We start from the raw sequence: 14,446 nt of genomic DNA, 5'->3' as shown, positions 1-14,446 counted from the left end.
TCGGCGCCGACGTTGAAAATCTGGATCACGCCCTTCGCGTCGGTGGCGATACTCGAGAAGTTGGCGCTGTTGAAAATCGCGCTCTGCAAAGCACCGGCCTTGAGCAATGCTTCCTGGTGTTGTGCTTCAGTAACTCCATCCGCCTTGGCGATAAGGTTTTCGAGGGTCTGACTTTTTCTTGTTTTTGCCATTGTCTATTTTGATAAAAGCGGATAAATATCTGAAAGGGAAACGCGCTTGACGAACTGGCATCAAAAAAATCTCCACGCGCAGCATGAAAACCATCGCAGTACATGACAATCTGGAGGATACGCATTGTTTTGTTCTGCCTTTGTACGCTGGCGCACATAAGCAGAATAAAGTTGCCCAACTCGAAGGGTCTGACCAATGGCGTTGCTTGAGGGAGCTTTCGTCGCTCAAGGAGACGGAGACGCTTATACCGCGCCTGATCTGCTGAATGCTTTACACTGAACCTTTAGTAAGCTTGGTGCATACCATCAACGCCATTGAATGAACGTCTCTTGATATTTTTTATGGAAACCAGTGACGTGCTGCGGCACCAAATAATTAATAGTCTCGTGGCACAGCACACTGAAAAAGTGGCTGATGCCGCGATTGACTTATGGGAGCAGATGGCGACCCAAATCATTTCGATCGTCGGTGACGGTGGTTTCAATTCACTTTACGTGCGTAGTATATTCCTTACCCGGTCAACATTTCCCTGGCTCGCGGCCAGCCCACTGCCACCACCGGCTGATCAACGGTTCGCGGGATTAAAAATGAGCCTTGAAGGACAAACGCCCGCGCAAGCCAGCGAAGCAAACAATTTGTTGCTGATCACTTTCACCGACATTCTGGTCTCGTTGATTGGCGAACAGCTAACCACCAGTATTTTACGTTCGGCTTGGGGCGATGACGCTTCACACAGGGCCGGCAAGGAGTTCAAAAATGAGTAGCAAGGTAAGCATACGTCGCCTGAAAACTGGCGTACCGGGTCTGGACAACCTGTTGGGCGGTGGCCTGCCGGAATTCTCGTTTAACCTGATCGCGGGCACGCCGGGAAGCGGAAAAACCACGCTCGCTCACCAGATCATGTTTTCGCTGGCCAACCCGAATAATCGGGCACTGTTCTTCACAGTACTCGGGGAACCCGCTTTGAAGATGCTGCGTTATCAACAGCAGTTTCCGTTTTTTGATATCGACAAAGTCAATGAGTCGATCCGCTTTGTCAACCTGTCAGAAGATCTCCTGGACGGAGATTTTGACCGCGTGTTGTCACGCATTGGCGAAGAAGTGAAAGCCTATGCGCCCAGTCTGGTTTTTGTGGATTCGTTTCGATCAGTCGCGCGGTCGGCAAAGCAGAATGAACAGGGAGAATCCGAGTTGCAGCGGTTCGTGCAACAACTGGGCATGCAAATGACGAGCTGGCAGGCCACAACATTCTTGATCGGTGAGTATTTGTTGCCAGAATCTGAGTCGAGCCCCATCTTTACCGTGGCCGATGGCATTCTGTGGCTGTCGCAAAATTTGCACCGCAATTCAATGCTGCGCAAGATGCAAGTGGTCAAAATGCGCGGTCAAGCCCAGGCACCGGGTTTGCATACGTTCCGCATCGATGATGAAGGAATTCGGGTTTTCCCGCGTGCGATTGTCAAAGACGACATATCGGCTGAGTTGGCAACCAGGGCATCCACTCTTGAGTCACGTGTGGCAATGGGAATACCCGGCCTGGATGACATGTTGGGCGGCGGCTTGCCTGTGGGTTATTCGCTGCTGGTGGTCGGGCCATCCGGTTGCGGAAAAACCATATTGACGACGGAATTTCTCGCCGAAGGCGCCCGCAGAGGCGAGCCCGGTGTGATTGCGGCGTTTGAGAAAAGTCCCAGCCAAATGCTGGGCAACAGGAGGCTGTATTCGCTGGTCCAGGCGGGACAGGTTGGGGTGATCGACACGCGCTCCCTGGATTTGTCGATTGATGAAACCTTGCATGATTTGATCGCCATGATTCATCGAATGAAGGCAAAGCGCGTCGTCATTGACTCCTTGTCCGGATTTGAGCTGGCACTGGCACCCGAATTTAGCGAAGATTTCCGTGGATCGCTGTACCGGATGATTGCCGAGCTGACGGGCATGGGCGTGACCATATTGATGACCTCGGAACTGGAAGACCGCTATACCGATTTGCGCTTCAGTCCCTTTGGGAGTGCTTTTCTCGCTGACGCAATTATCGTGCAGCGCTATATCGAAATCGCCGGGCAATTCAAACGCGTCATCTCGGTCGTTAAAGTCCGTGGCAGCGAACACAGCAAAGACATTCGACTCTTTGAAATCACTGACGAAGGCATCGTTATTGGCGAGACCTTGTCCGAGTATGACGGAATCATGACGGGCCGGCCAAAAATTAACCCGTGACCAGAACGATCAGTTGATGGAAGGGCGTAATGAAAAGAAAGGGCAATGACGTCGGCTCTGATACCGATGGCCGTGGTCAACCAGGTGAGGCAACCCAGCGTCAATACCAGGTTCCAGCGATCCTCGAAAAAGATATCCCGCGCAGGGAAGGCGCTGTCATGGCTGATGAAGCAGCCGTGCTAAGGCGCGAGAAATTGGTCTCGGCACGCGAAGATGCCGCATATTTGCGTGAGAATGCTGTCGACTTGCGCGAGCGGGAAATTCGTGCGGCAGAGACGCTACAGGCAGCGTCCGCCGACCAGACGCTGATGATGCAGCAAGCTAACGAAAAGCTGGTCATTGCCACCATTGAAGCGCACAAACTGGCCGAACAAGTCAAAACAGCCAGTGTTCACCTGGACAGTGCCCGGCAAGTGGCGGAAAAAGCCAACCGCGCCAAATCGGAGTTCCTGTCCAGCATGAGCCACGAGTTGCGCTCCCCGCTCAATGCGATCCTCGGTTTTGCCCAACTCATGGAGTCGGGCTCACCGCTGCCAACCCCCACCCAAAAGGGCAGCATCGACCAGATTCTCCATGCGGGCTGGTATCTGCTGGAATTGATTAACGAAATCCTTGATCTCACGTTGATCGAGTCCGGCAAGCTGTCGCTGTCGATGGAAGCCATGTCTCTGCCCGACGTGCTGCTCGACTGCCAGAACATGATCGATCCACAGGCACGAAAAAACGATATCCACGTCAGCTTTCCCCAGCTCGATAGGCCTTACTTTGTCCATGCCGACCGGACCCGGGTGAAGCAGGTGCTCGTCAATCTGCTTTCCAACGCAATCAAATACAACCGCGCGGGCGGAACAGTCGATGTGACGTGCCGCGCAATCAGCGCGAAGCGCATCCGGATCAGTGTGCAGGATCGCGGCGAAGGATTGCCCCCAGAAAAACTCGCCCAACTGTTCCAACCCTTCAATCGTCTCGGGCAAGAAACCGGTGCCGAAGAAGGCACCGGCATCGGCCTGGTGGTGGCCAAGCGGCTGGTCGAGTTGATGGACGGCGAAATCGGCGCGGATAGCACCGTCGGGGATGGCAGTGTGTTCTGGATCGAGTTGAACTTGGTAGCCGCACCCCAATTGGCCGGCGCGGCAGACAAACCGTTTGCACTACTCCAAGCGCAAGTTCAGCAGGGTACAGCGCTACGCGCGCTGCTGTATGTCGAAGACAACCGGGCCAACATGCAGTTGGTCGAGCAACTCATCGCGCGTCGTCCCGATATGCGCTTGTTGAGTGCGACGGATGGCATGCACGGCATCACGCTGGCGCGCATCCATCAGCCGGACGTGATCATGATGGACATCAATCTGCCGGGCATCAGCGGCATCGAGGTGCTGAAAATTTTGGTCAATGACCCGGCCACAAAGCACATCCCGGTGCTGGCCCTCAGTGCCAATGCCATGCCTCATGACATCGAGAAAGGCTTGGCGGCAGGGTTCTTTCGCTATCTCACCAAGCCCATCAAAATCAACGAGTTCATGGCGGCACTGGATCTGGCGCTGGAATTTTCGAAAGCAGAATTAGATGGTGCACTGACCCAGCATCCCTGTGATGGTGGGTAATGCCGATCCTCTTAATGCCAGTGTGTTGCTTCCAATCGGAAATTGACCAGGGATACGATTTGATAATCACTGGTGACAGTCAAATCGGCGCAGGTACTACTCAATAGTCAACCGGCGCCAACAGTGCGAGCACAATGACAGTTCATGGAGCTGGTCGAAAATGACTCGCGACTGAGCGACCGCTCCCAGGATAAGAGCAGACATCGAGGAACATGTGTCTGAAAGATATCTGATGGACGTCCGGACCGTCAATGCCATAATTTTCGAGCAGTTGAATACGAGCGAATGATCTCCAATTGAATGGGAGGTGGCAGCAATCTGAAGTCTTATTTGATGTTGATAGACTTCATCTAATGATTGACACCGTTAAACCACATTCTCCAATGATGGCCCAGTACCTCGCCATCAAGGCTGAGTACCCCGACACGCTGGTGCTCTACCGCATGGGCGATTTCTATGAAGTCTTCTTTGCCGATGCCGAAAAAGCCGCGCGGCTGCTCGACATCACGCTGACACGGCGCGGTCAGTCGGCCGGTGAGCCGGTGGTCATGGCCGGCTTTCCCTTTCATTCCCTTGAGGGCTATCTGGCCAAACTCATCAAGCTCGGTGAGTCGGTAGCGATTTGCGAGCAGGTGGGCGACGTGGCCACAGCCAAGGGGCCGGTCGAGCGCAAGGTGGTGCGTGTGGTGACGCCCGGCACGCTGCTAGATGCCGAACTGCTCGACGACAAAACCGAATCCATCCTGCTGGCCATACACCAGGGCAGCCGCAACACCTGCGGCCTGGCTTGGCTCAGCGTGACGCAGGGCGAGATTCATCTGGCCCAATGCACCAATGATGAATTGGAAACCTGGCTGGCCCGCGTCAACCCCAGCGAGCTGCTGTACAACGTGGACGTCACGCCCGCCTTTGAGCAGCGCCTGAAAGCTCAGCGCTGCGCGGCCAGCGCCCGCCCGGCCTGGCAATTTGATGCGGCACTGGGCGCACGCCGTCTGCTGGAGCAGCTCAAGGCGGTCTCGCTGGCGGCCTGGAACGCCGAAGGCCTGAACGAAGCCCACGCAGCCGCGTCGGCACTGCTGGGCTACGCCGAACACACGCAAGGCCGCGCCCTGCCCCATGTTCAGGGCCTGCAGGTGGTGCGCTCGGGCGAGCTGATTGAGCTGCCGCCCACCACGCGGCGCAACCTGGAACTCACCCAAACCCTGCGCGGCGAAGACTCACCCACGCTGTTTTCACTGCTCGACACCTGCACCACCGGCATGGGCAGCCGCGCGCTGAAAAGTTGGCTGCTCAGCCCGCGCCGCGACCGCGCCCAAGCCGCCACACGGCTCGAAGCGATTGCACAGTTGCGCGGAGGTTCGCAGCAAAGCTTGCGCGCCCAGCTCAAGGGCTGCAGCGATGTCGAGCGCATCACCGCCCGCATTGCGCTGCGCCAAGTCAGGCCGCGCGAGTTGGTGGCGCTACAGGGAACGCTACAAAAAGCAGAGCTGCTTGCGCCCGTGGATATTCGGCTAGCAGCACTTTTGACCACTATTTTTGAAGATTTACAGCCGCCACCCGGCTGCGCTGCGCTGCTGGGGCGCTATGTGCTTGACGAACCGGCGGCGCTGGTTCGCGACGGCGGCGTCATTAACCACGGCTGCGACGCCGACCTGGACGAGTTGCGTGCCATCCAGACCAACTGCGATGCATTTCTGCTCGACCTGGAGGGCCGTGAAAAAGCCCGCACCGGCATTGCCAACCTGCGCGTGCAGTTCAACAAGGTGCATGGCTTTTACATCGAGGTCACGCAGGGCCAGTTGGACAAGGTGCCCGACGACTACCGCCGCCGCCAGACCCTGAAAAACGCCGAGCGCTACATCACACCCGAGCTCAAGGCCTTTGAAGACAAGGCCCTGTCGGCTCAGGAGCGGGCGCTGGCGCGCGAGAAGTGGTTGTACGAGCAGTTGCTCGACCAGCTGCAGGACTTCATTCCCGCCTTGAGCCGGCTGGCGCGCGCGCTGGCTTCGCTCGATGCGCTCTGCGCGCTGGCCGAGCGCTCGCTCACGCTCAACTGGTGCGCGCCGGTGTTTGTCAAAGAACCCTGCATTGACATCGCCCAGGGCCGCCACCCGGTGGTCGAGGCGCGGCTGGCCGAAACAGGCGGCGGCGCCTTCATCGCGAATGACTGCAGCCTCACCGGCAAAAGCCGCATGCAGGTGATTACCGGCCCCAACATGGGCGGTAAATCAACCTACATGCGCCAAGTGGCGCTCATTGTGCTGCTAGCCAGCGTCGGCTCCTATGTGCCCGCCAGCAGTTGCCGGCTCGGGCCGATTGACGCCATCCACACCCGCATAGGCGCGGCCGACGATGTGGCCAACGCGCAGTCCACCTTCATGCTGGAGATGCTCGAAGCCGCGCAGATCCTGCACGCCGCCACGCCGCATTCGCTGGTGCTGATGGATGAAATCGGCCGCGGCACCTCCACCTTCGACGGCCTGGCGCTGGCTGGCGGCATTGCCGCCTACCTGCACAACAAATCGCAGGCGTTCACGCTGTTTGCCACGCATTACTTTGAGCTGACCGAATTCCCGGCCCAGCACCATGGGGCGATCAATGTGCACGTCAGCGCAGTCGAGTCCGGCGCAGACATCGTGTTTTTGCACCACATCGAGCCCGGCCCCGCCAGCAAGAGCTACGGGATTGCCGTTGCCAAGCTGGCTGGCGTGCCTGCAGCCGTCGTCAACCATGCCAGGCATGCTCTCAATGCGCTGGAAACCCAGCAAAACCAAACGCGCGCCCAGGTGGACCTGTTTGCCGCGCCGCCGCAAGCGGCCACGACCGAGCAAAGCGCCGTGGACAAGGCATTGGGTACCATAGACCCTGACGCGCTAAGCCCACGCGAAGCGCTGGATGCGCTCTACCGGCTAAAAAAACTGTCCGCCCCCGCCTGAAGCGCTGAAACCGTGAACCCACATTCCTGAATATTCCAGCCCCCTCATGACTTACTGCGTCGCTGTAAAACTCAATGCCGGCCTGGTGTTTTTGTCGGACTCCCGCACCAACGCGGGCCTTGACAACATCAGCACCTTCCGCAAGATGATCGTCTACGAAAAGCCTGGCGACCGCTTCATGGTGCTGCTGTCGGCCGGCAATCTGTCAATCTCGCAATCGGTTCGCGAGATTTTGCAGGTGGAGCAACTCAGGGACCGCAAGGACCCGGAAAACGCCGACCCGATCACGATCTGGAATGCCAAAAGCATGTTTGACGCCGCCCGCGTGCTGGGTTCCGCCATTCGCCGCGTCTACCAGCGCGACGCCGAGGCGCTGAAAAAAGCTGATGTGGATTTCAATGTGTCTCTGGTGCTGGGCGGGCAAATTCGCGGAGAAGGCATGCGCCTGTTCCAGGTCTACTCAGCCGGCAACTTCATTGAGGCCACCGACGAGACACCCTACTTCCAGCTCGGCGAATCTAAATACGGCAAGCCCGTGCTGGACCGTGTGCTGACCCCCGAAACACCGCTGGCCGAGGCCGCCAAATGCGTGCTGGTGTCCATGGACTCGACCATCAAGTCAAACCTGACGGTGGGCCTGCCGCTGGACCTGGTGGTCTATGAAGCGAACACTTTCAAGAGTGACAAGATCGTCTGCATTGACCACGACAACCCCTACTACCGGATGATGCACAACAGCTGGGGACAAAAGCTGCGCGAGGTGTTCGACAGCATTGAGGATCCGGTGTGGGACGACGCGCACACCGACATTCCGCTCAAAATGCCCGCAGCCCGCCATGAAGCGCTCAAAAAGATCAGCACGCCTGACGAGAAGCTGATTTAAACCTTTACTTCAGGGCTAAGCCTGCAGCACACACGCTGCCACGCCCCAAAAATTCCGTGCCCTCCAACGCCAAACCCCTCATTATTTTTTCCCACGGCAACAGCTTTCCGGCCAGCACCTATGGCATGCTGTTTCAGAGCCTGAGGGCCAGAGGCTTTCAGGTCAAGGCGATTGAAAAATTCGGCCACGACCCGCGCTACCCGGTCACCAGCAACTGGCCGCATCTGGTGCAACAGCTCGCCGACTTCACCAGCCAGGAAGTTGAAAAATCTGGCCAGCCGGCTTTTCTGGTGGGCCATTCGTTGGGCGGCTTTTTAAGCCTGATGTGCGCGGCCCAACACCCGGTGCTCGGCGGGCAGCCCGTCAGGGGCGTGCTGCTGATCGACTCGCCGATTCTGGGGGGCTGGCGTGCCACCGCGCTGAGCGTGGCCAAACGCGCGCAACTGGTGGGCTCCATATCGCCCGGCGCCATCAGCCGCAAACGCAGGCACCAGTGGCTGGGCGTTGATGAAGTGCTGGCGCATTTCCGTAGCAAAAAGGCCTTTGCCCGATGGGACGATCAGGTCCTGCGTGACTATATTGAGCACGGTACGCACGACGCCGCGGGCCAGCGCCTGCTGAGCTTTGACCGCGATGTGGAAACCGCCATTTACAACACCCTGCCCGACAACCTCGATCGCCTGCTCAAGCAGCATCCGCTCAAGTGCCCCGTCGCGTTCATTGGCGCGCGCCAGTCGGTCGAGGTAAAACGGCTGGGCATGGCCATGACTGAAAAAGTCACCAAAGGCCGCATCATGATGCTCGATGGCAGCCACCTGTTTCCCATGGAAAAGCCGGTGGCCACCGCGGCGGCCATTGAAGCCGCGCTGCTAAACATGATGGACTGAGCAGCGAACGCACCAAGCCACCGCCAAAACCGGTTTATTCAGGTCAACGGACCCAATCTGGCCGGTGGCCTCAGTCCGCCCATGTCACCACGCCACTCCAGGCCGTGGCCAGTACCACGATGCCAAACGCAATGCGGTACCAGGCAAAGGGCACAAAGCTGTGGGTGGCGATGTAGCGCAACAGCCAGCGAATGCACAGCCAGGCACTGATAAAAGAAAACAGCAGCCCAACCCCGAACAGCGGCAGGTCGGCCATGGAGAGCAAGGCACGTTCCTTGTACAGGCTGTAGACACCGGCGCCAATCAACGTGGGAATGGCCAGATAAAAAGAAAATTCAGTCGCCGCCTTGCGCGACAGCCCCATCAGCATGCCGCCAATGATGGTGGCGCCGCTGCGGCTGGTGCCCGGAATCATGGCCAAACACTGCGCCAGCCCCACCTTGAGCGCGTCCATCGTCGTCATGTCCTCCACCGCGTGGATGCGCGCGACAGCCGGGTTGCGCTGCTGGCGCCTTTCAGCCCACAAAATGATGAAGCCGCCAATGATGAAGGTGCTGGCCACCACCACGGCGTTGAAAAGATGTTCCTTGATGGCTTTGCCAAACAGCAGGCCCAGCACGACGGCCGGCAGGAAAGCCACTAAGACATTGAGCGCAAATTGCTGCGCCTGCTTATCGGTAGGCAAGGCGATCAGCGTGGCGCGGATTTTTTGCCAATACACCAGAATGACGGCAAAGATGGCGCCGGTCTGGATGGCGATGTCAAACACCTTGGCCTTGTCGTCGTCAAATCCCATCAGCGAGCCCGCCAGGATCAAGTGCCCCGTGGAGGAAATGGGAAGAAACTCGGTCAAACCTTCGACGATGCCCATAATGACGGCTTTGATCAACAGTGCAATATCCACGCTGGCTCCTTAAATTGGGTGTCATTATCGTTCCTGGGCTTAAGCCTTCCTGAAGCGTGCTGCCCTGATGCCTGCCGTTGTTGGAAAAAATTCCCGAGTGGGGCGGCCCAGCGATGAAACTCGCTGGCTGGTGGACTGTTCCGGCAAGGAGTTAGCGCAGCGTCCTACAGTCCCGCCAACGGTTTCGGTTTGTACTTGCAGCAACTACAGCAACTACAGCAACTACAGCAACTACAGCAACTGCAGCAACCAGAGGAATCCCATGAAAAGCACACATAACACCCTGTGGGCCTACAGCAAAAGCGCAGCAGTCACGCTCGCAATGGTTACCGGTACGGCCGCCCTGATGGCCGCCTGCTCCGGCGTCAAACCACCCCCCAAGGAATACACCCAAGAGCGCCAAGACGATCAAATCCAGGTGCCACCGGGCAACGTGGTGGCGCTTGAAACCACCGCGACCGGCCTGGTTAATTACGAATGCAAAGCCAACGCCGGCAGCATCGGCTGGGTGTTGGTAAGGATGCAGGCTGAGCTGGTTGACCGCACTGGCAAACAGGTCGCCACCTATTCCGGCCCACCGGCTGTCTGGACCCACATTGATGGCTCCAACGTGATGGGCCAGCAAGTCGCCATGGCACCACGCCCGGGTGCCACCAACCTAAACTACCAATTATTGAAGGGCACGCCCGGCGCCGGGGCTGGTGTGCTGCAAAACGTCACCTACATTCAGCGCATCAAAACCAAAGGCGGACAGGACCTGAGCAAGGCCTGCACGCAAACCGACAGCGGCGACAAACTGACCCTGCCCTACCAAGCTGACTACATTTTCTGGAAAGCCGCCTAAGGCTGCCGTTTCAGGCCCGCCTTCAAAGGCGCGTCCGTCCATTGCTGTTTAGTGGCAATAAAAAAAGGCCCGCAGACTCAGGTTTGCGGGCCTTTCTTTTTTTCTTTTCTTTCCCGGTGATGCCCTGCAAAGGTGAACCCATAAGATGGGACCCACAAAAAAGCCTGCATGAAGCGGGCTTTTTATTCAGGTCAACTTGACCTTAGTCGTCACGGTTTCCGCGCCGGTTTTCATGCCCGCCTTCTCGCTGGTAGTATACCGGCGCATAACCCTGACCATACATGGGGCGTGGCCGCTGCACGTAGTAGCCGTCATGGCGTCCGTGCCGCTCATGGGGGCGACCGTAGTAAACCGGCTGCGGCACCCCATAAACGGGCTGAGGCTGGTAATAAACTGGTGCTGGTTGCATGTAAACAGGCTGCGGCTCAATATACACAGGCTGAGGCTGCACATAAACAGGCATTGCATTGCCTACATTCAGTTCCACACCGGGGGAGCCGACGCCCACCGACCAGAACACGTTGTCTCTTGCTTGGGCAGCACCCGCAAAGCTCAGGGCGGCAACTGCCAGAGTGGCCGCGGCACCCGCCAAGACTACAGAACGGTTTGACTTGTTAGCTGTCTTCATAAACTTCTCCTGGAAAGGGCTGGAAATGCCCATACGCTTATTTAACGCAGGGCACGGTGTAACCGCCTACCGCCTGCACAGTGAAGAGCGTAGCCAAACGTAACCTTGGGTTTGCCCACACCACCGCCTAAAATCACCCGACGACCTCCCCTGCACCCCCAAAGCCGCTAGCCCTGCTGACAAAGAAACCCACAAGCCCAGCAACTTTTTGCGACAGATTATTGAAAAGGATCTGGCCGAAGGCACCTACGCCATGCGCCGCTGGGGTGGCAGCCCGGGCGACGCCGCACACCATGCCAAGGGCCAGCCTGACCTTTAGCCGCGCAGTCCTGTCAAAGAAAGCCGATCGAGATCCACGGCACCGCCGCCACGACGATGGTGCCGATGAGCAGCGCCACCATGTAGCCGACGATGGGGCGGATGCCCGCATCGGGGTTCACGCGCCCAATCGCACAGGCCGCGTAGTAGCCCACACCGAGCGGCGGCGCGAACAGCCCCAACCCCATCGATAGCACCACGACCATCGCGTAGTGCACCTCGTGCACGCCGAGCTGGCGCGCGATCGGGAACAGCAGGGGGCCGAACAGCACGATGGCCGGAATGCCCTCCAGCACCGAACCGAGGACCGTGAAGGCGACAATTGAGACCGCCAGGAACATCGGCACGCCACCGGGCAGCGCAGCCATCATTTCGGCCAACCAGCGCGAAAAGCCTGACTGCGTGAGCCCCCAGGCCATGGCCGTGGCCGTGCCGATGATCAGCAGGATCGCTCCCGACAGCGACGCTGTGTTCACCAGCATCGGGCCGAGCCGCTTCCAGTCGAACTGACGGTAGACAAAAAGACCAGCGAGCATGGCGTAAGCGATGCCGATGGTCGACACCTCGGTTGCCGTGGCCACGCCTTCGACCACTGCTGCCCGGATGACGAAAGGCAAAGCCAGCGCCGGCAAGGCAATCACCAGCAGTCGGCCCACCTCCTTCCACGGTGTGCGCTGCACCTGGCTCAGGTCTTCATGACGATAGCGGTACCAGACCACGAGGCACAGCACCAAGCCGAGTACGACTGCGGGCAGCAGGCCGCCGGTGAACAGAGCTGCGATGGACACGCCGGTGACCGAGCCGATCGTGATCAGTACCAGGCTGGGCGGCACGGTCTCGGTCTGCGCGCCGGTGGCCGCGAGCAAAGCCACCAGGTCGCCCTCCTTCGCGCCGCGCTTTTTCATCTCGGGAAACAGTGCCGGAGCGATGGCCGCCATGTCGGCTGCTTTGGAGCCGGAGATCCCCGAAACCAGGTACATGGCGCCGATCAGCACATACGACAAGCCGCCCCGGACATGACCGAGCAAGCCAGCCAGGAAAGCCACCATGGCGCGGGCCATGCCGGTCATCTCGATCAGCAAGCCGAGGAAAACGAACAGCGGCACCGCCAGCAGGATCAGATGCGACATGCCTTCGTCCATGCGACCGACGATCACGGGCAATGGCGTGCTCGTGGTGAGCGCCAGGTAGCCGAAGGTGCCGAGGCCAAAGGCGAACGCTATCGGAATGCCGGCGAACACGCAGCCAGCCGCCACGCCGACAAAGAAAATCAGCAGGTTCAGGCGACCGAGGTTCTCGAACATAGGCCCGGCGACCCAGAACGCACCGACGATGGCTGTCACGATGGCTAGCGCTTGCAGCGACTGCTTGAGGTTCGATACCCGCACCAAACGCAGCGCGGCGAAGGCTGCCATCAGCGCAATGCCCACCGGCAACGCCGCCGCGCGCCATACATTGGAGATCTCGAGCGCGGACGTGGTGATGGCCCGCTCATCCGCAGCGTATTCCCAGGCCGGCCAAGCCACCAGGCCCAGGAACGCCAGGCAGGCGCTCGTGGCCACGGCCTCCAGCAGGGCCCGCTGCCGCGGTCCCGCCTTGCTGACCAGCGCGGTCATGCGCATGTGTTCGCCTCGCCGCAAGGCCACCACCGCGCCCATCATCGCCAGCCACAGGAACAGAAGAGACGCCAGTTCGTCCGACCACACCAGCGGGCGGTGCAGGACGAAGCGCGCGACCACACCCCAGAACAGCACGCCGATGTCGGCCAGCACCAGCAGTGCGGCGGGCACTTCGACCAGCAGGCCGAGCGTGGCATCGAGGCGAGCCAGCCATGGCCGCCCCGATGCATTCACGTCAGGTACATCATGCATGGGCACCCCACCCAGTGGATCGGTTCCCGGCCGCTGGATGAGCGGCGACACTCATCCCAGCTTGCCGGTGCTGCGCTCGAGAAGGGCCCAGGCTTCGTCGCCGAACTTGGCTTTCCATTCGGCATAGAAACCCGCCTTGCGCATGCGCTCGCGGAAGCTGTCCGTCTTGGGCAGGTTGAACACCAGGCCCTTGTCGCTGAGCTCTTTCTGCACCGTGGCATTCAGCGCTGCGACGTCGACGCGCTCCTTCATGCCCGCCGCGTTGATGTGTTTGGCGACGATGGTGCGCAAGTCTTCCGGCAGCCGCTCCCAGGCCTTCTTGTTGGCCAGGAACCAGAAGCCATCCCACATGTGGTTCGTGAGCGAACAGTATTTCTGCACCTCGTACAACTTGGCCGTCGCGATGATCGCCAGCGGATTCTCCTGTCCCTCGACGACCTTGGTCTGCAACGCCGAATACACCTCGCTGAAATTGATCGATGTGGGAGCGGCGTCGAACGCCTTGAACATCGACGTCCACAGCGGAGACGGCGGTACGCGAATCTTCATGCCCTTCAAATCGTCCGCGGTCACGATCGGCCGGGTTGACGACGTGATCTGCCGGAAACCGTTGTCCCAGATCTTATCCATCGCGACCAGGCCGGACTTGGCGATCTGTGCCCGGACATGGGCACCGAGTTCGCCATCCAGCGCTTTCCACACCGTGCCATAGTCAGGGAACGCGAAGCCGATGCCGGTGATCGCGGCGGACGGTACCAGCGTCGAGAGGATCAACCCGGAGAGCGTGAAGAACTCGACACCGCCAGAGCGTACCTGGCTCAGCATGTCGGTGTCAGATCCGAGCTGATTGTTCGGAAAGATCTGGATGTCGACGCGGCCCTTGGTCTCCGCGCGAATCGCGTCCGCCATCTCTTTGGCGCGGATGTTCATCGGGTGCATCACCGGGAGGTTGTTCGCGTACTTGTAGGCGAACTCAGCCTTTTGGGCGAACGCACGGCCCATGGGCAGTGCGAGTGCACCGGCGCTGGCGCCGGCGAGAAGGGTACGTCGAGTGATTTGCATGGTTTGTCTCCTTTGCAGTGGTTGAAAATGAACTATTTGGACTTTATTATTTGGCCAAGGTGCTTGCATGGCAGCACCGGCTCAAGCAGCTATCGAG

At 59.1% G+C, this 14,446-nt stretch carries 11 protein-coding genes and 1 pseudogene; 7 read left to right on the top strand and 5 right to left on the bottom strand.

Features of this window, described 5'->3' with window-relative positions; translation table 11 throughout:
- Window positions 1-191 (bottom strand): annotated as a pseudogene (locus tag B3F77_RS08240) (hypothetical protein); the annotation flags it as partial.
- A gap of 342 nt (window positions 192-533) precedes the next feature.
- Between B3F77_RS08240 and B3F77_RS08235 the strand changes: the two are divergent.
- The 6 genes from B3F77_RS08235 (at window position 534) to B3F77_RS08210 (ending at window position 8,722) form a co-directional block, all read left to right on the top strand.
- A complete protein-coding gene (locus B3F77_RS08235) occupies window positions 534-956 on the top strand; it encodes a hypothetical protein (RefSeq protein WP_293604490.1) in 423 nt (140 codons plus the stop codon).
- A complete protein-coding gene (locus B3F77_RS08230; protein ID WP_293604492.1) occupies window positions 949-2,412 on the top strand; it encodes an ATPase domain-containing protein in 1,464 nt (487 codons plus the stop codon). The genes B3F77_RS08235 and B3F77_RS08230 overlap by 8 nt, the downstream gene beginning before the upstream one ends.
- A gap of 158 nt (window positions 2,413-2,570) precedes the next feature.
- Window positions 2,571-4,016 (top strand): hybrid sensor histidine kinase/response regulator, encoded by a 1,446-nt coding sequence (locus B3F77_RS08225; RefSeq protein ID WP_349678399.1) that lies wholly within the window; start codon window positions 2,571-2,573, stop codon window positions 4,014-4,016.
- Window positions 4,017-4,369: 353 nt separating this feature from the next.
- Window positions 4,370-6,952 (top strand): DNA mismatch repair protein MutS, encoded by a 2,583-nt coding sequence (gene mutS / locus B3F77_RS08220; RefSeq protein WP_293604489.1) that lies wholly within the window; start codon window positions 4,370-4,372, stop codon window positions 6,950-6,952.
- Window positions 6,953-6,998: 46 nt separating this feature from the next.
- Window positions 6,999-7,835 (top strand): proteasome-type protease, encoded by an 837-nt coding sequence (locus B3F77_RS08215; RefSeq protein WP_293604488.1) that lies wholly within the window; start codon window positions 6,999-7,001, stop codon window positions 7,833-7,835.
- 56 nt (window positions 7,836-7,891) lie between these two features.
- Window positions 7,892-8,722 (top strand): alpha/beta fold hydrolase, encoded by an 831-nt coding sequence (locus B3F77_RS08210; RefSeq protein WP_293604487.1) that lies wholly within the window; start codon window positions 7,892-7,894, stop codon window positions 8,720-8,722.
- A 70-nt stretch (window positions 8,723-8,792) separates the two neighbouring features.
- Here B3F77_RS08210 and B3F77_RS08205 read toward each other — a convergent pair whose 3' ends face one another.
- Entirely contained in the window at window positions 8,793-9,626 is an 834-nt protein-coding gene (locus B3F77_RS08205) for an undecaprenyl-diphosphate phosphatase (RefSeq protein ID WP_293604486.1), read from the bottom strand.
- A 262-nt stretch (window positions 9,627-9,888) separates the two neighbouring features.
- On the opposite strand from B3F77_RS08205, the gene B3F77_RS08200 reads away from it, so the two are divergent.
- Window positions 9,889-10,470 (top strand): DUF3455 domain-containing protein, encoded by a 582-nt coding sequence (locus tag B3F77_RS08200; RefSeq protein ID WP_293604485.1) that lies wholly within the window; start codon window positions 9,889-9,891, stop codon window positions 10,468-10,470.
- Between the two features lie 202 nt (window positions 10,471-10,672).
- On the opposite strand, the gene B3F77_RS08195 is transcribed toward B3F77_RS08200, so the two are convergent.
- From B3F77_RS08195 to B3F77_RS08185, 3 genes are all read right to left on the bottom strand, one after another.
- On the bottom strand, window positions 10,673-11,098 hold the full coding sequence (locus tag B3F77_RS08195) for a hypothetical protein (protein ID WP_293604484.1): 426 nt from the start codon (window positions 11,096-11,098) through the stop codon (window positions 10,673-10,675).
- A 332-nt stretch (window positions 11,099-11,430) separates the two neighbouring features.
- Complete coding sequence (locus B3F77_RS08190) at window positions 11,431-13,287, bottom strand: TRAP transporter large permease subunit (protein ID WP_293604483.1); 1,857 nt, start codon at window positions 13,285-13,287, stop codon at window positions 11,431-11,433.
- A 51-nt stretch (window positions 13,288-13,338) separates the two neighbouring features.
- A complete protein-coding gene (locus B3F77_RS08185) occupies window positions 13,339-14,349 on the bottom strand; it encodes a TRAP transporter substrate-binding protein (RefSeq protein WP_293604482.1) in 1,011 nt (336 codons plus the stop codon).
- Window positions 14,350-14,446: the final 97 nt, after the last annotated feature.

The sequence above is a fragment of the Polaromonas sp. UBA4122 genome (genome assembly GCA_002381615.1).
Taxonomy (GTDB): Bacteria; Pseudomonadota; Gammaproteobacteria; order Burkholderiales; family Burkholderiaceae_C; genus Polaromonas.
This window is presented reverse-complemented; position numbering and strand designations above follow the sequence as displayed.